13 protein-coding genes are annotated in these 16,449 nt (G+C 62.8%); 4 read left to right on the top strand and 9 right to left on the bottom strand.

The features are described from left to right. Positions 1 to 147 precede the first annotated feature (147 nt). Positions 148 to 645: a GAF domain-containing protein gene (locus tag ACYG9R_RS29730; protein ID WP_023824573.1), complete on the top strand. Its 498-nt coding sequence runs from the start codon at positions 148 to 150 to the stop codon at positions 643 to 645. Here ACYG9R_RS29730 and ACYG9R_RS29725 read toward each other — a convergent pair. From ACYG9R_RS29725 to ACYG9R_RS29715, 3 genes are all read right to left on the bottom strand, one after another. Further along, a complete protein-coding gene (locus tag ACYG9R_RS29725; RefSeq protein WP_460221883.1) occupies positions 642 to 1,676 on the bottom strand; it encodes a YeiH family protein in 1,035 nt (344 codons plus the stop codon). The two genes, ACYG9R_RS29730 and ACYG9R_RS29725, sit on opposite strands and share 4 nt — an antisense overlap. A gap of 248 nt (positions 1,677 to 1,924) precedes the next feature. Continuing rightward, the gene (locus tag ACYG9R_RS29720; RefSeq protein ID WP_460221871.1) at positions 1,925 to 4,855 is read right to left on the bottom strand and encodes an autotransporter domain-containing protein; all 2,931 of its coding nucleotides are present in this window, start codon (positions 4,853 to 4,855) and stop codon (positions 1,925 to 1,927) included. Positions 4,856 to 5,159: 304 nt separating this feature from the next. After that, positions 5,160 to 5,396: a hypothetical protein gene (locus ACYG9R_RS29715; protein WP_155923299.1), complete on the bottom strand. Its 237-nt coding sequence runs from the start codon at positions 5,394 to 5,396 to the stop codon at positions 5,160 to 5,162. Here ACYG9R_RS29715 and ACYG9R_RS29710 point away from each other — a divergent pair. The 3 genes from ACYG9R_RS29710 (at position 5,395) to ACYG9R_RS29700 (ending at position 7,819) form a co-directional block, all read left to right on the top strand. Then, positions 5,395 to 5,856 carry a GNAT family N-acetyltransferase gene (locus tag ACYG9R_RS29710; protein ID WP_023824576.1) on the top strand — a complete coding sequence of 154 codons (462 nt, stop codon included), beginning with the start codon at positions 5,395 to 5,397 and terminating at the stop codon, positions 5,854 to 5,856. The genes ACYG9R_RS29715 and ACYG9R_RS29710 overlap by 2 nt on opposite strands. A 23-nt stretch (positions 5,857 to 5,879) precedes the next feature. Continuing rightward, the gene (locus ACYG9R_RS29705; RefSeq protein WP_023824577.1) at positions 5,880 to 6,263 is read left to right on the top strand and encodes an ACT domain-containing protein; all 384 of its coding nucleotides are present in this window, start codon (positions 5,880 to 5,882) and stop codon (positions 6,261 to 6,263) included. Positions 6,264 to 6,385: 122 nt separating this feature from the next. Further along, on the top strand, positions 6,386 to 7,819 hold the full coding sequence (locus ACYG9R_RS29700) for an aldehyde dehydrogenase family protein (RefSeq protein WP_023824578.1): 1,434 nt from the start codon (positions 6,386 to 6,388) through the stop codon (positions 7,817 to 7,819). 62 nt (positions 7,820 to 7,881) lie between these two features. Here ACYG9R_RS29700 and ACYG9R_RS29695 read toward each other — a convergent pair whose 3' ends face one another. The 6 genes from ACYG9R_RS29695 to ACYG9R_RS29670 form a co-directional block, all read right to left on the bottom strand. Then, positions 7,882 to 9,192 (bottom strand): HlyD family type I secretion periplasmic adaptor subunit, encoded by a 1,311-nt coding sequence (locus ACYG9R_RS29695; protein ID WP_023824579.1) that lies wholly within the window; start codon positions 9,190 to 9,192, stop codon positions 7,882 to 7,884. Then, on the bottom strand, positions 9,189 to 10,925 hold the full coding sequence (locus tag ACYG9R_RS29690) for a type I secretion system permease/ATPase (RefSeq protein WP_023824580.1): 1,737 nt from the start codon (positions 10,923 to 10,925) through the stop codon (positions 9,189 to 9,191). The genes ACYG9R_RS29695 and ACYG9R_RS29690 overlap by 4 nt, the downstream gene beginning before the upstream one ends. A 34-nt stretch (positions 10,926 to 10,959) precedes the next feature. Beyond that, positions 10,960 to 11,382 (bottom strand): hypothetical protein, encoded by a 423-nt coding sequence (locus tag ACYG9R_RS29685; RefSeq protein WP_023698051.1) that lies wholly within the window; start codon positions 11,380 to 11,382, stop codon positions 10,960 to 10,962. A 72-nt stretch (positions 11,383 to 11,454) separates the two neighbouring features. After that, entirely contained in the window at positions 11,455 to 14,796 is a 3,342-nt protein-coding gene (locus tag ACYG9R_RS29680; protein ID WP_023824581.1) for a M10 family metallopeptidase C-terminal domain-containing protein, read from the bottom strand. Between the two features lie 598 nt (positions 14,797 to 15,394). Further along, on the bottom strand, positions 15,395 to 15,898 hold the full coding sequence (locus ACYG9R_RS29675) for a hypothetical protein (RefSeq protein ID WP_023824582.1): 504 nt from the start codon (positions 15,896 to 15,898) through the stop codon (positions 15,395 to 15,397). 279 nt (positions 15,899 to 16,177) lie between these two features. Further along, positions 16,178 to 16,333 (bottom strand): hypothetical protein, encoded by a 156-nt coding sequence (locus ACYG9R_RS29670; RefSeq protein WP_023698054.1) that lies wholly within the window; start codon positions 16,331 to 16,333, stop codon positions 16,178 to 16,180. Positions 16,334 to 16,449: the final 116 nt, after the last annotated feature.

Here is a 16,449-nt window from a genome sequence, read left to right as displayed (position 1 = left end):
GGGACCTTCGCTCGCTGCGGGTTGCGCCCGGTCGTGTGTTTGGCTGGCACGGTCGGTATTCACAATTGTGTATTTCCCGGGAGCGTCATTGGTGGCAGACAGGAAATGTAGCGGGCTTTTTGGTCCGCCGGCAATGGAGACGACGCCATGTTTGCGGCCCAGAGCATCGACAGCACCAACAAGCCAGCCTTCTACCGCGAACTGGCCACCCAGTTGAAGGCGCTGCTGGAAGGCGAGAGCGACTCCGTCGCCAACGCCGCCAACACATCGGCGCTGATCTTCCAGATGGTGCCCGATCTCAACTGGGCCGGCTTCTATTTCCTGGCGTCCGACGAGGAGCTGGTGCTTGGACCGTTCCAGGGCAAGCCGGCCTGCGTGCGCATCGCCGTCGGCAAGGGCGTGTGCGGCACCGCGATCGATCTCGAAATGTCGATGCTGGTCAAGGATGTGCACGAGTTTGCCGGCCACATCGCCTGCGACGCCGACTCGCGCTCGGAACTCGTCGTGCTGCTGAGGGACAGTGACGGCGTCTTCGGCCTGATCGACCTCGACAGCCCGACGCCCAGCCGCTTCGACAAGGACGACCAGGCCGGCATCGAGGCGCTTGCCGCGATCTATGTCGCGGCGAGTTCGTTCGAGGACTAAGCGAACTTCACCAGCATCAGACTGAAGCCGCCGATGAACAGGAAGGCGCAGAAGGCGAGCGCCAGCGGGCGAAGGCCGCGCGAGTGCAGTTGCGAAATGTTGGCCTGCAGACCCATGGCGGCGAGCCCCATGGTCAGCATGATGGTGGTGGCGAACGCCATGGCCGACTTCACTTCGGCCGGCACGGCAACCAGGCTGTTCAGCGCCACGACGGCGATGAAAGCGGCGACGAACCACGGCATCGGCGGCCGCGCACCGGATTGGTCGCTTGGGCGATCGCCATTGCTCTTGCGGCGCGCCATCAGGCCGAGCGCGATGACCATCGGCGCCAGCAGGGCGACGCGGGTCAGCTTGGCGACGGTGGCGATCTCGCCGGACTGGGCGCCGTTCTGGAAGCCGGCGCCGATGACCTGTGCCACCTCGTGGATCGAGGCGCCGGCCCACAGGCCGAATGCGTGCTGGTCGAGGCCGAGCACCGGCGCCAGCAGCGGAAAGCCGAGCATGGCGACGGTGCCGAACAGCGTGATCGAGGCGACGGCATAAGTGACGTCCTCGTCGCGCGCATCGGTGACGATGTTGGTGGCGACGATCGCCGAAGCGCCGCAGATCGAAGTGCCGGCGGCAATCAGTTGCGCCAGCTTGGCGTCGACGCCGATCAGCCGGCCAAGCGTAATGGTGAAGACGAAGGTCGCTCCAAGGGTCAGCGCCACGATGCCGACGCCGCCGTCGCCGATGGAGACGACCTGGCCGAGCGTCAGCTGAAAGCCGAGCAGCACGATGGCAAAGCGCAGCAGGCGCTTCTGCGAGAAGGCAATGCCGGCCTTGGCGTGGGCGGGCGTGCCGAGCACGTTGGAATAGATCATGCCGGCGACGACGGCGAGGATCATCGGGCTGAACAGCGCGAAGCCGGAGACATTATGGGCCGAGAAGGCCACCCCCGTGATCATCGCCACCAGCACGATCCCGGGGATGACGCCATTCCACACGGAATCGAGCCGCTTCCGGCCCACGGCCAGATCGGCGGAAATCATGCTGATCGGAATATCGTTCGCTAGCTGGGCGGCGGAAGACAATGCAATTCTCCACGCAAGTACCTCAGGAGAATGTCATTCCAGAATCGATCTTTCCAACGAATTGTTTTTGTTGAAATGATCGATTTTTGTGAACGTTTAGGGGCGGCCGAGGTCAGAATGAGAAAGAGCGGCCGGGCGAAACCTGGAGCCGCCCTAGATCATGATGAATCCCATCACGATCTAACCCCACTTTTTGGGATCATGCCCTAGTATTTCATCCCAATTCGCGCGGCGATCGTATGGTCCTGGCTGTCGCCGTTGCTGCCGACCGCGGTGCTGTAGTTCAGCCCGAAGGCAATACCGCCGATTTGCGCATCGACGCCGAGCCCGATTGACAAATAGTCGTTGGAAAAGGCATCTGCGTCCAGCGCGTAGGGCGTGGTGCCGATATCGGCATAGCCGAGGCTGACGCGGCTGGAGCCGGCAAGGTCGTGCGTATACTCAAAGCGCGCGCGCGGTGTGAGCAGACCCCAGCTGGTAGGAATGTTGTTCTCGATGCGCAGGCCAAGGGTGCCCGACAGCGTGTCGACGGTCTGCTTGCCGAAGGTCAGATTATAGATGTCGCCACCCGTCTCGGTGAAGCCGTCAAGCGTGGAGTGGGACCCCGACAGACGTCCATAGGGTGATATCAGAGAGTCCGGCCGGCGAAATTCGTAGCCCGCCGTCAGCGACCCGAAGACCTGGCTTCCGTCGCGCGTTCCAGACGCGAAATCGCCGGTATCGGTCACATAGCGCTCACTGTCGAAATTGAGGGCGCCATAGCCGGCAAGGCCATCGACAAAAAAACCTGGCGCCGGGCGGTAGCTGCTATAGGCGGCGACCGAGATGGTATGGGCGCGGCTTTCGGTGCCGTTGCTCCCGACGTCGGTGACGTCATGGCCATAGCCAAACCCGAGACCGGCGGTGAAGGTCGGGGAAAAGCGGTAGTCGGCACCGACGCTCACGCCGACCAGCGTATGGTCGAGCTTGATGGCTCCATCGTCATCGGTGCCGAAATTGACGTAGCCGCCGCTCCAGAAGGCCAGTTCGCCAAATGGGTTCTCGGCCGGCAGTGACGACGTCTGGGTGTCCACGTCCGTGCCAGTTGAAGACTGTCCGGTCTTGATCGGCGACGCGCCGGTCGAGGTCCTGTCCTGCTTTGCGTTGGCGTTGGGCTGAATGCGCTCCGGATTGGGCGCTCCGTAAGTGGACTGCGACGATGCCGTGGCGATTGCGGCGAGCGCCGGATCGTTCGCCGCATTCTGCTGCTGAGCGTATGCGTCGGGATTGTCCGACGATTGCTGGACGGCAACGCTGAGGCCTATCGAATTGTGGCGCTGGTCGCCCTCATTGTGGAGCTGTTCCAGCCTCTGTCCAAATCCCTGGATCTGAATGTCGGCGAAGTGCTTTGCCGCCTCCACCTGTGCCCGAATCAGGCCGATCACTTCCGGATCGCGGGAGGGGTCGGGCCGTGCCGTGACGTTGATGGTCACGGTTGCGGGAGGTGACGTTCCGTCGGCATTCGAGAGCGTGTAGGTCAGGCTGGTTGTGCCGGCAAAGGTGGCTGCCGCGGCAAACTGCAGGATATAAGCGCCGCCATCGGGCACAATGGAAGCCGTGCCAGCTTCGCTCGGCGGCGGCGAGGCAATCGTGGCGCTGGTAAACGGCCCATTCGTAGCCCCTTGCGTCAGGTCGAGGGACCCGGTCGTTCCGGCCATCACGTCCAGCGTGTGGTCCTGTGCCGACGGCAAGTGGATCTCGACGACCACAGTGTAGTCACGTTGGCCGGTAAAGCCGTTGCTGTCCGTGGCCCGCACCGTAAAATCGTAATTGGCCGCGACAGTGGGTGTGCCAGCCAGTGTACCCCCAGGCGAGAGTGCGAGGCCGGGAGGCACCGAGCCGGAAACCACGGTGAAGGTGTAGGGTGCGGCGCCGCCATTGGGGCTGCTTGCGGTGATGGTCTGGCTGTACGGCGTGCCAATATGTGCATTCGGCAATGTTGCCGGCGAAAACTCCACCGTCGCCGTGGTGCAGGACAGGACAAGATTGGTCACGTCGGCTCCCGCCACCGTGCCCGAGGCCGTCGTGACCGTGCATGTCTGGTCGGCCGGCTTGGCAGTAACCTCAACGCTCCAGTTGGAGCCGGTCAGCAGGCCATCCGCAAAGGCAAAGGTGGTATCGCCGACATTCACGTCCCTGGTTTGCGTCCCTGCCGGCGAGCTTGATGTCAATTTCAAACTCACCGTCCCGGTCTGACCGCTCGCTGTGCCGCTGATCACATAGAGCGGCTCATCAAAACAGATCAATGCGGACCCATCGCCGGAATTGACGCCTTCCGCCACCGCAGCCGATTGCAGCGAGCCGGCATCCGATGATCCGCCGCCGCCGCCGCCGCCGGCGCCGTTCCAGTTCTGCTGGCACGAGGTCGTGCCGACGCCTGCGCCGCCACCACCGCCGCCGACAGTAGCCCCGCCACCGCCACCACCAGCATATCCGGCGCCCAGGAAAGACCCTGAGAAATTTCGTGCAGTTCCGCCTTGGCCATTTGCCTGACCGGCCGTGCCAGGAAAACTATCGCACCCAGCGCCGATCGCGCCACCGGCACCTACAGTGCCACCTTCACCGCCGAAGGGGCCAAGGCCGCCCGAAACATCGGTTCCTGCCGAGCCGGATCCCCCGCTCTTGCCACCGGCGCCACCAGCTATCGAATTTGTAGTGTGCCAGCCCCCGTTGCCACCGCCGCCACCGCCGCCAGCAATTGCCAGGCGGGTTCCGCCCAGCCGCAGGTCGGTCGCCCCTCCACCATTGCCGCCGTCGGGAGTACCGCTCGCGCCACCGGGATTGACCGCGAGCGAGCCACGGCCGCCAACGCCGACAGAAAGGATGTCACCCGGCGCGACAGTCAAGGAACCGCTCACCTGGCCGCCGAGCCCGCCGGCGCCGCCTGGGCTCAATGGGCTGCCCCCGATGGTGCCGGCGCCGCTCTTGCCAACCCCGCCTTGCGCTCCCTTGAGGTATACTGTGGCGGAATGGGTGTTGCCAGGAACCGAGATGGACTGGTCGGCGCCAGTAAAGCTAAAAGCATGAGCTGTCTGTGTGGGACTACAAGACTGCCCGAGCGCTGACGTCGTGCCCGCGAGCGCGTAGACGACCGTCATCGCGCCTAACAAACGTGAGATTGTACGCTTTGCCAGCCCTCGATGCATGGCGCCCCCCCCCGTCAGCCCGTCCAGTGCTTCTCCGCTTATATTATGATGCCAAGATTAGATCAAATAGAAATTTGAACCAATGGTAGGTTGAATGTCCAACAATATTAGCTGTTGCTGTTTTTTTGTACGCGTACGAGAGCCCTACTCGACGGCGCAGCAGTTTAGGCGAGCAACCACCGCGCAAGGTGAAGACTGGCGTTGCCTGGCAGTACACTTATGGCCTTGCCGGCGCCGCCCGCTCTAGCCGCGCGGGTCAACTCGGAGGCTGGGCCAACGCCAAAATCTTGACAGCGCCGCGCTTCCTGCTCCAGCGTGGCGTCATGTTCGTTTTCTCGTTCGCCATCGCCAAGCGACGCCGTTCCTGCACCACGCAGCGCGGCAAGCTGTTTGCGCGACGAAAAGGACCGGCCCAATAAAATTCCGGTTCGTTCGTTCCAGCCCCGCCCGCGATGTCTGCCGGCGGGGTTTTCATGTCTGGAGCCTTTGCCATGTCCAATTCTTCCATCCTGTTTCGGCCGGCCCAACCGGCGGACGCTGCTGCCATCCGGGACATTGTGCGTGCCGCCTATGCCAAATGGGTGCCTCTGATCGGCCGCGAGCCGCTGCCGATGCGCGCCGACTATGACAAGGCGGTCGCCGAACATCCGTTCGATCTCGCCATCGAAAATGGCCGCATCGTCGGCATGATCGAGACCATGCTGGCCGAGGATCATCTCTGGATCGAGAATGTCTGCGTCGCGCCACAGGCGCAGGGCAGGGGAATCGGCCGGCTGTTGCTGGAACGGGCGGAGCAGAATGCGCTGGAGGCCGGCTGCTTCGAGCTGCGCCTGCTGACCAATGGCGCCTTCATGGCCAATGTGTTGTTGTACAAACGGCATGGCTATACGATCGACCGGGAGGAGCCGTTCATCAACGGCATGACGGTCTATATGAGCAAGAAACTGGGGTGATGGCCGATAACAGGGAGGATCGGATGGCAGTCAGGGTCCGGTTGAAGCCGCTCTCGGGGCGGTATGCGGTTTCGCGCCTCGAAGCAAAAGAGAGCATTCCCGGCTGGGCCGAAGGACCGGGCTTCGTCAGCATCACCAGGACAGAGGACGAGCTTTCGGTCGTCTGCCTGCAGGATCGGGTGCCGGACGGGGTGAAGCATGACAGGGACTGGGTCGCCCTGAAACTCCAAGGTCCCTTTGCCTTCGACGAAACAGGCATCGTGCTGTCGGTGATAAAACCATTGTCGGAAAACGAACTCGGCATTTTTCTGGTATCCACCTTCGATGGCGACCATCTGCTCGTCAAAGCCAAGGATGAAGGCGCGGCAAGGGGGCTTCTGGTCGCGGCGGGGCACACGCTTCTGTAGCCGTCGGCTCAATCGCCCGCCCTTGCGTTTGACATCGCTCTTGCCCCATCGTTATCCCTGAACCGATACGACGATCTGGCGATCGCCCCCCATCAATTCAGAAATCCCCCGAGGAGAAGCCCATGTCACACAATCTGCAGTTCTATATTGACGGCGTGTGGGTCGATCCTGTCGTGCCCAGCACACTCGACGTCATCGACCCGTCAAACGAAGATGCTTTCGCGCAGATTTCGCTCGGCTCAACGGCCGATGTCGACAAGGCGGTTGCGGCCGCCAAGCGCGCCTTCGAGACATTCGGCTTCACTTCGGTCGAGGAGCGCCTCGATATCCTCAACCGCATAATCGAGGTCTACAAGAAGCGCAGCGCCGATCTGGCGCTGGCCGTGTCGCGCGAAATGGGCGCGCCGCGCCAGTTCGCGCTCGACAGCCAGGTCGGCGTCGGCCTGGCGCATCTGCAGAAGATGGCGCAAGTGCTGAAATCGTTCGAATTCCGCCACGTCAAGGGCTCGTCGCTGATCGTCAAGGAGCCGGTCGGCGTCGTCGGCCTGATCACGCCGTGGAACTGGCCGCTGAACCAGATTACCTGCAAGGTCGGTCCCGCCCTTGCCGCCGGCTGCACCATGGTTCTGAAGCCGTCCGAAATCGCCCCGCTCGACGCCATCATCTTTGCCGAAATCATCGACGAGGCCGGCGTGCCCAAGGGCGTCTTCAACCTCGTCAATGGCGACGGCCCCGGCGTCGGCCAGGCGCTGTCCAGCCATCCTGACATCGATATGATGTCGTTCACCGGCTCGACACGCGCCGGCATCCTGGTCGCCAAGGCGGCGGCCGACACCGTCAAGCGCGTGCATCAGGAGCTCGGCGGCAAGTCGGCCAACATCCTGTTCCCCGATGTCGACCTGGAAAAGGCCGTCAGCAAGGGCGTCGCCGGCTGCTTCAGCAACTCGGGCCAGTCCTGCAATGCGCCGACCCGCATGTTCGTGCCGCGCGACCGCCACGACGAAGCCACCGGCTATGCCAGGACCACGGCGGAAAAGTTCACCGTCGGCCCGGCCGATGCGGCCGGTACCAAGCTCGGCCCGGTGGTCAGCCAGATCCAGTTCGACAAGATCCAGGACCTGATCCAGGCCGGCATAGATGAAGGCGCGACGCTCGTTGCCGGTGGCCCCGGCCGTCCGGCCGAACTCAACCGCGGCTACTATATCCGCCCGACCGTGTTCGGCGATGTCACGCCCGACATGCGCATCGCACGCGAGGAAATCTTCGGACCGGTGCTGGCGATCATGCCTTACGACACAGTGGAAGAGGCGATCGGCACCGCCAACGACACCGTCTATGGGCTGGCGTCCTACATCCAGGCCAAGAATATCGAGAAGGCCCGCGAAGTCGCCGCCCGAATGCGCACCGGCAACGTCTACATCAACTATCCCCAATGGGACGCCGGCCTGCCCTTCGGCGGCTACAAGCAATCCGGCAACGGCCGCGAATACGCCGAATACGGCCTCGAGGATTTCCTCGAGATCAAGGGCATCGCCGGCTACGAGGCGGCGGAGTAGGGCTACCCCTTGGGGACCGGCAACCAGCCGGTCCCGAGGCTTCAGCTCTCAAAGGTGCGGCTTCACTCTTCCCGGAAAGCTTTCTGGATCTGATCCGACAGCGGCTTCACCAGATAGGAAAGCATCGTCCGGTCGCCCGTCGGGAAGAACACTTCGGCCGGCATGCCTGGCGCCAGCGCCAGCCCGCGCAGCTTGGCGACCTCGGTTTTGGGCAGCGTCACCCGCGCCACATAGAAGGCTGCTCCGGTGCGCTCTTCGATGGTGAGATCGGCCGAGATCCGCGACAGCGTCCCGGTCAGCTCCGGCGTGGTTTGCCGATTGAACGCCGACAGGCGCAAAATCGCATTCTGGCCCATCGTCACCTGGTCGATATCCTGCGGTGCGATATGCGCTTCAACGGTCAGGTCGTCCGTCACCGGTACGATCTGCATCACCTGTTCCCCGGGGGTGATGACCCCGCCGATCGTATGCACCGCCAACTGCAGCACCACGCCATCCTGCGGGCTGCGCAGATCGATGCGCTTCAACTGGTCCTCGGCCGCTACCTTGCGTTCGACGAACTCGGAGATCTTTCCCTGGGTATCGCGTAAATCGGTCGCGACCTCGCTGCGAAGATCCTGGTCGATCTGGATGATCTGCAGTTCGATCTCGGACGCCTTGCCTTTCACCTGGGCAATTCCCGCGGTCAACTGGCCATGCTCGCCTTCGAGCCGCACCGCGTCCCGTTCCAGCGACGTCATGCGGTCGATTCCTATCAGCTTGCGATGCCAGAGCGACCGCACACCTTCCAGCTCGATCTGGATCAGCTCGATCTCGCGGCGTTTCGCCTGCAGCTGCTCGGTCAGGCCGGCACTCTCCTGCTTCAACTGCGCGATCCGTTCGCGCAATTGCGATCGCTGGCCAGACCGCGCCTGGTGCCGGAAATCGAACAGCGATTGTTCTCCGGCCATCGATGCGGCGACACCGGCTTCGTCGCGCCGCGATGTCAAAACGTCCGGAAAGCTGATCGTGTCCTTGCCGTCACGCTCCGCCTCCAGGCGCGCCAACCGTGCATAAAACTCATCCAGACCTTTTGAGACGATCGCCAGATTGGCGCGTGTTGTCGTTTCATCCAGCCGCACCAGAATATCGCCCGCCTTGACCCGGTCGCCTTCACGCACCCTGATCTCGCCGACCACGCCGCCCGTCGGATGCTGAACCTTCTTTACATTGGAATCGACCACCAGCCGGCCAGCTGCGATCACCGCACCCGACATCTTGGTCACTGCCGCCAGGCCGCCAACACCTCCGACAAGCAGCAGACAGGTAGCAACGCCAGCCACGAGATAGCTGCGGACCTGCCGATGATGCAAAGCGGATCTGTCCTCGCTCATGCAGGAACGCCTCTCTCCGTGGCGGCAACGACCTTGAGCGGTGCCGCCGATCGGAAGACCTTGTTCAGCACCTCATCCTTCGGACCGACGGCCTGCACATGGCCATTGGCCATCACCAGCACGGTGTCGACATTGGCCAGCACACTTGACCGGTGCGCGACGACGATAACGATGCCGCCGCGGTCCCTGATGCCCTGGATGGCGGCGGACAAGGCCACTTCACCCTCTGAGTCGAGATTGGAATTCGGCTCGTCCAGGATGACCAGGAACGGATCGCCATAAAGAGAGCGGGCAAGGGCGACACGCTGGCGTTGCCCCGCCGAGAGCGAGGCGCCGGCTTCGCCAACCTTTGTGTCGTAACCGTCGGCCAGATGCACGACGAGATCATGCACGCCGGCGGCCTTGGCTGCCGCAAGCACCATGTCGGACGACGCATCCGGGTCGAAGCGGGCGATGTTCTGCGCAATCGTGCCGTCGAACAACTGCACATCCTGCGGCAGATAGCCGATATGTTTACCCAGCTCGTCGGCCGGCCACTGGTCAAGCGTCGCGCCGTCCAGCCGCACGGCGCCGCGCGCCGGAAGCCAGACACCTGCAAGCGTACGCACCAGCGATGATTTGCCGGAAGCACTCGGGCCGATGACCCCCAGGCCTGCTCCCCTGGCCAGTGAAAAACTTGCATCCCACACCACCGGCGTGCGTTCGCCCGGCGGCGCGACACTGACATTCTCGACCGCCAGCGCGCTGACAGGCGCGGGCAGGGTCACGCCGGTTGCGCCTTCCGGCAGCGCGGACAGAAGCTGCTTCAGGCGTGCCCAGCTTTGCCGCGCCGAAATGAAACCCTTCCAATGCGCTATCGCCAGTTCGATCGGAGCCAGCGCCCTGCCCATCATGATCGAGCTTGCGATCATGATGCCGCCGGTCGCCTCTTGCTTGATGACCAGATAAGCGCCGATCGCCAGCATTGCCGATTGCAGCATCAATCGCAGGATCTTGGAAATCGTGCCAAGCGTTCCCGCGACATCGCTGGCCGCCGCATGGGCGTTCAGGTACTCGGCATTGACGGCAGACCACCGCTCGGCGATACGCCCGCCAAAACCCATGGCCTGCATGGCTTCGGCATTGCGCCTTGTCGCCTCGGCCAACGTGCTGCGAACGGCCGCGTGCTGTCCGGCGATCCTTGTCGGGCCGCGGGTCCGGAATTCGGCCAGAAGCGTCAGTGCAAACAGGACAACGGCGCCGGCAAGCGCGGTAACGCCGATCCAGAAATGAAAAATGAAACAGATGCCGATATAGAGCGGCATCCATGGCAGGTCGAACAAAGCGGTCGGTCCGGCACTGCCGATAAAGGAGCGGACCTGATCGAGATCCCGTAGGGGTTGCAGCCCGTCGCCGGAAGGCTTGGCGCGCAGCGGCAGGCGCATCAGCGCCGAATAGACCGACGGGCTCAGCTTTGCGTCCAACCCCTGTCCCAGCCGCACCATGAGGCGAGAGCGGATCAGCTCCAGCACTCCCTGAAACACGAACAATGTTCCCGCAAGCACCGCCAGGCCGACCAGCGTCGGCACGCTGCGACCCGGAACGACGCGGTCATAGACTTGCAACATGAAGAACGAGCCGGTCAGGGTCAGCACGTTGACGACCCCGCTCATCAGGACGATGCCCGAAAACGCACGTCGAAAGGACGCCAGGATTCCGACCAGCGTAAGCGGCGTCGATGGCGTCAGCTGCATGCAGGCTCGCAATCAGGATATGGCATCTCGTCCTTCAATAGATAACTGCCTTGAGTGTGACATGGACGGGCAGGCCGGCCTGGAACTGTGCGCTGCCCCGCGCCACCAGCCAGCCGTCCGCACGCTCCAGGCGCGCAACGACCTGCAGCGTTGGTGAAGTGGTCGAGCTTGCGGGCAGGGGCAAGGAAAATTCTATCGTCTTTGAGCCGCCCTCGCTCTTGAGGCTGGTTTTGGCGGCGCGGCGTCGCCCACTGTCCTGAATGGCGGGATCCTCAAGATAGATCTCGAGATGACCTTCCGGGATAGCCTTGCCGCCCACAAAGGTGACGGCGCCGCGAATATCTGTTGCGCGAATATCTGGCGCGCGAATATCTGGCGATTGCGCTGCCGCTGCCCCGGTGGCCGCGGCGACTGCCGCAACTCCGGCGGCCATTAACACTGTGCGGCGGTCAGTCATCGCGTCCTCTCCCTTTTCACTGCGCTGGGGTATGCGGGAGGGCAGCCTGACGGCACCCCTCCCGGCAACGCGTTAGATGACAATGAAGTCTGCAGCCGAAAGATCCAGATTTGTGTTCAGGTGTGCAAACTGAACGGCCGCTCCCTGTCCGGAACCATCGGCGTCGTAAGACAATATTCCACTGTCGGTGTCGTAGATGATGCGGTCGTCGGCATCATGAGCAGCGCCGGCTGCGCTCTTGTAGAATGAGCCCAGAGCGAGGGCGCCGTCGCCGCCAACGCTGGCAAAGATGAGGTTGTCCAGCAGGATCGTATCGTCGGCGACCTTGAAGTCCTTGATCCAGTCGATATTGCCGTTCCCGAGTTCTGTCGAGAAGCGGAAATAGTCGTCGCCGGCGCCGCCGGTCAGCGTATCGGCAGCCAGCCCGCCATCCAAAAGGTCGCTGCCGCCGCCGCCGTTGAGCGTATCGGCGCCCGCAACGCCCGGCTGAGCTGGTGCCGGCGGGAATTCGACCGACACGTTCAGCTTGTAAGTCGAGCCCTCCGGCACGGATTCGACCCAGCCATCGCCAGGAGCCGAGTCCGACCATTCGCCCTCCACAATATAGTAGGTTCCGGTTTCCGGAACGATGAAGCTGGTGCTCGAATCGCGGCCGTTGTTGGAACCGGGGTCGTTGCCGCCATCGTCATTCTGGGCGACGATATTACCATCGCTGTCCAGCACCCTGACGATGCTGTCATGGACATTGGGGTCGGCAATGCCATCGATGTCGATGGTGATGATCGTGCCGGCGGCCAGGTTGATGCTGTAATATCCGCCGAGGCCGTTTCCGGTGGCATTGACGGTGGTGTGAAGGGTGGTCGTCGAATCGAAGATGTCGGGGTCAGCCGTCAGCGAGAAGTTGTTCGAGATGTCGAAGGCGGTCGAGACCGAATTGTTGGTCGCGTCCGGTCCGAGCGTGGCGTAGCCGGTGCCCATGCCCGGGCGTGGCGGAGCATCGCCCTGATAGGCGAAATCGCCGAGCAGGGTGTCATCGCCGCCGCCGCCGTCGATCTTGTCGGCGCCGCCCTGGCCGGTCAGCACATTGGCCGCGCCATCGCCGGTCAGGTGATCGTTGAAGCCCGAGCCAGCCAGATTTTCGATCGAGATATAGGTGTCGCCGCCGGATTTGCCGCCACCCAGCTTGAGGTTTTGCCCGATGGCCGCGTCGGCGTAGTCCGCCGTGTCGCTGCCGGCGCCGCCATTCAATATATCGGCGCCGCCACCGCCGGTCAGCGTGTCGTTGCCGGCGCCGCCGGAAAGTTTGTTGGCCTGGGCGTTGCCGATGAGATGGTCGTCGAAGAACGACCCGACGGCGTTTTCGAATCCGACCAGGATGTCGTGTCGGATAACGGTGCCGCGCCCGACGATCTGCACCGGGCCATCGCCATCGCCGCCATTGGCCGTGCCATTGGCGAGGTCGATCGTCACGCTGGCGGAGCTGCCTTCGTAGACGACCGTATCGATGCCGGCGCCGCCATCCAGATAGTCCTGGCCGGCGCCGCCGATGATCGTGTCGTTGCCGGCTTCTCCGTACAGGATGTCGCCGTCATTGCCGCCATCCAGTATGTCGTTGCCGCCGCCGCCGTTGAAATAGTCGCCGCCGCCCCGGCCCCAGAAATGATTTGCCGCCGACGTACCGATGAAACGGTCGATGCGGTCATCGGAGCCGATCAGGTTCTCGATGCTGTAGAAGGTGTCGCCCGTGGCGGTTCCGCCGCTGGCCACGTTCGTCTCGAGGTTGACGAGCAGTTGGAAGGGGCTCTCCTTGCTGAAGTCTACCGTGTCGACGCCGGCGCCGCCCCTGAATATATCGACGCCATCCTGGCCGCTCAGCGTATCGTCGCCGTCGCCGCCGTCGAGGATGTCGTTGCCCTGGCCGCCGAGGATCGTATCGTTGCCGCGGCCGCCATAGAGCGTGTCATTGCCGTCGTCGCTCTCGGTCTGGTCTGGAAGGTCGGCGACATCGATGGTGTTGTTGATGTCGCGGCTGGCGAGCGAGTCGCGGCCGCCGATGATGAGATCATCGCCGCCCTGGCCGAAGATCGTGTCGTCGCCGGCGCCGCCGTCGAGCGTATTGTTGCCATTGTCGCCGAAGATGACGCTGGTCAGCGTGTTGTCGCCGATGATCGGCAGGGTTTCGGTGCCGCCGCCTCCAGGCTGGAGTGTCGACCCGTCGGCGTAGATGATGTGTTCGACGTTGGCGATTTTCCGGATATTCAAGTTCCGGTTCAGCAGAACGACCGTGTCATTCCCGCCATTGGCTTCCTCGCGCACGATGTCGTCGAGGGAGTCGACGAAGTAGGTGTCGTCGCCGCCATTGCCGGCCATGCGGTCGCCGCCGCCGCGGCCATCCAGCACGTTGGCTCCGTCATTGCCAATCAGGACGTCGTCATAGCTGCTGCCGATGCCGTTCTCGATGTAATAGTCGGTGCCGTCGGCGTTGTGCCCGGCGAAGATCGACACATTGTTGCTGTGGCCGTTGACGCTGGAGAACTGTCCGGCGCGCAAATCGAGGATCGTGCCGGCCGTCGAGCCGGAGAAGTCGATCGTGTCGGTTCCGCCGGTGTCATGGATGACGAAACCGATATCGTGCTGCATGCCCGACGAGGTCAGCCGGTAGCCATCCACGGCACTGCCGAAGCCGTAGACGTTGTCGCCCGTGTTGAGATCGATATGCTGATAGGTGCGCACGCCGTTCTCGTCGACGGTGGAGAAAAAGCGGCGGATGACTGCCTCGATGTCGGCCATCATCGGCGTTGACGCCGACCAGCGGCTGGTTTCACCGACATCGATCCCGTCGAAATAGGACATGACGCTGTATTGCTGACGGTCGTAGGTCCAGGTCGCATTGTTCAGATAATTGATCTGTACGCCGCCGGGGCCGCTGTAATTGTAGAGCCCGGGGTGGTTCAGGCCGAACTCATGACCGAATTCATGGATGAAGGAATCGAAGACATAGCCGCCAATATCCGTCTTGTTGACCTCGGTGTCGTGGAAACGCTGGCCGATGCTGACATAGCGGTCGTTGGAATAGGCGCTGCCGTCGTCCTCTTCGCCCAGTTCGGGGCTGACAACCTGCATCCAGTCCGTTGCGCTGTTGTATGGTGCATTGTCGACGATTTCGAACTTCAACGGGGTGACACTGGCCCACATCTGCAAGGCGCCGATCGCGGCGGCCTTGTATTCGGGATGGTCATTGAGCTCGGAGACATTGATCCTCAGCGTTCCCGCCGCGATCGCCGGCGTTATCGACCGGTTCAGCGCTCCAAGATAGGTGAGGAAGGCTCCGTAATCTTCGCTTTTGCCGTACGGGTTGTCCGGCGTCTGGTCGTTGACCCACCATTGATCGCTGGTTTGGCTTGGGTTCGGCATCCTTGGGACTCCTTGGTCTCGCAGCCGTGGCAATTACGGCTGTACGGTTTAGCAGTTGCCAACCACCGACAAGCATCGTTTGCGTTTGCCGGTCGAGCCCCGTCCCAGTGCCAACAATGCTATTGGAATCTTCGCTTGTCTAGCCTCTGTTCGCGCTCAGTACATATGAAGGTTCTTGGGCGCGCTTGTACCGGCGGGTTTTGAGATACTCGTTTGGTGTTAATTGAGCTATCGCTAATCTATGGTCGTACCTCGCCCGCCATGCGCACCACAATGTCTGCATCAACCATCCCGGCTGGCGCAGGCTGCCGGTCGGGCGGCGCAAAGCAATCCGGCAACGGCCGAATACGCCGGATACAGGCTCGAGGATTTCCTCTCGATCAGGGGCATCGCAGGCTACGAAAGCGGCGGAGTAAGCTTCCGTCTTTCGCTCAAACGCCGGTATGCGCGCTGTTGCCTTTCGCGGGCGGGGCAGGCGGCGGGACCACCGCCTTCGTGCTCTCGCCGGGGGCGTTGACCGGGACGAGGGTTATCGCGCCGGTTGGGAAAATGATCGAGCGTTGCGCAAGGGCACGAGGGCGGAACGCGCAGGCGTGCTTCAGAAACCCGCCCGGCGGGCGAAATGTTCATAGGTCACGCGCCAGGGGTCGCTCTCCGCGCGTCTCTCCTCGCCGATCCAGTGAAAGCCGTCGGCGGTGATCTCGGTGAACCGCCACCGCGCCTGCAGGCCGCGCGAGTCGGCGCCCATCTGGACGATGTCCTTGCCTTCGGCCCGCCCGATCTGGCGCGAGTAATCCTGGTTGAGCGGATCGCTCCAGATAATGTGCCAGCCACCGATCCCGGGATCGAAGACGCGCAAGGTCGTGCCATACATGGTGGACGGGGCAGGGCGCCTGGGCCTGATCCAGATGTCCTGAATGGCGCGGCCTTCGAGCACCCAACCAAAGTGACACTCGCCATCCCATTTCTGAATTGTGCCGTCGTTGCGGTGGTGGAGCGTCTCCATGTCCCAACTGCCGATCAACCATCCATACAGGTCCATGTCTTTCGCCCGGTCGGCTGGCGGACCTTCGGATGCGAGAGCGGTAAGAAACGTCGCCATGATTGTCTCCAGGCAAGCCGCGCCGAAACGCTGGGCGTTCCAACCCTTGCACCGTTGCGGGTTCCTGGTCTTGGGAAAAATTGCGGTAATGCTGCTGTGAAGGCACTTCCGCGTTCGCGCCATACCAAATCTATGCGTGAATGCTAATGTAGCGTCGGCGGGTACCCCAATGCCCGCCTGGCCGGCGCCTCCTCAGGCCATCTCTTGAATGAGCGGCGCCGGCCGCTGATTTGGGCGGCGACCAAATTGCCGCCGGAGGAATATGAGGCGGGTAGGCGATTATTGCTGGGCAGTTTTGGCAGGCATTCCGATATCGGTCTGTATCCCCAGAACGTCCGCTGCCCAATCGCGCAGTTCCGGAGAGGCATCGCCGGATTTCATGATCGACACGGCCAAAGCGGCCATGTCCGCGGGCGGCTTGTTGTTTGAAGCCATAGGTGAAATAGCCGGCCATGATGGCGCATCCCACCGAAATGACCGGTGGGACGATTTGGAGTGCCGCCAAAGCTATTGTGCGCCAGCGGCCTGATCGGCTGGGTGCCGGAAGCTCA

Source organism: Mesorhizobium sp. RSR565B (assembly GCF_054719465.1).
The sequence above is the reverse complement of the archived record's forward strand: the minus strand, read 5'-3'. Positions and strand labels throughout refer to the sequence as shown.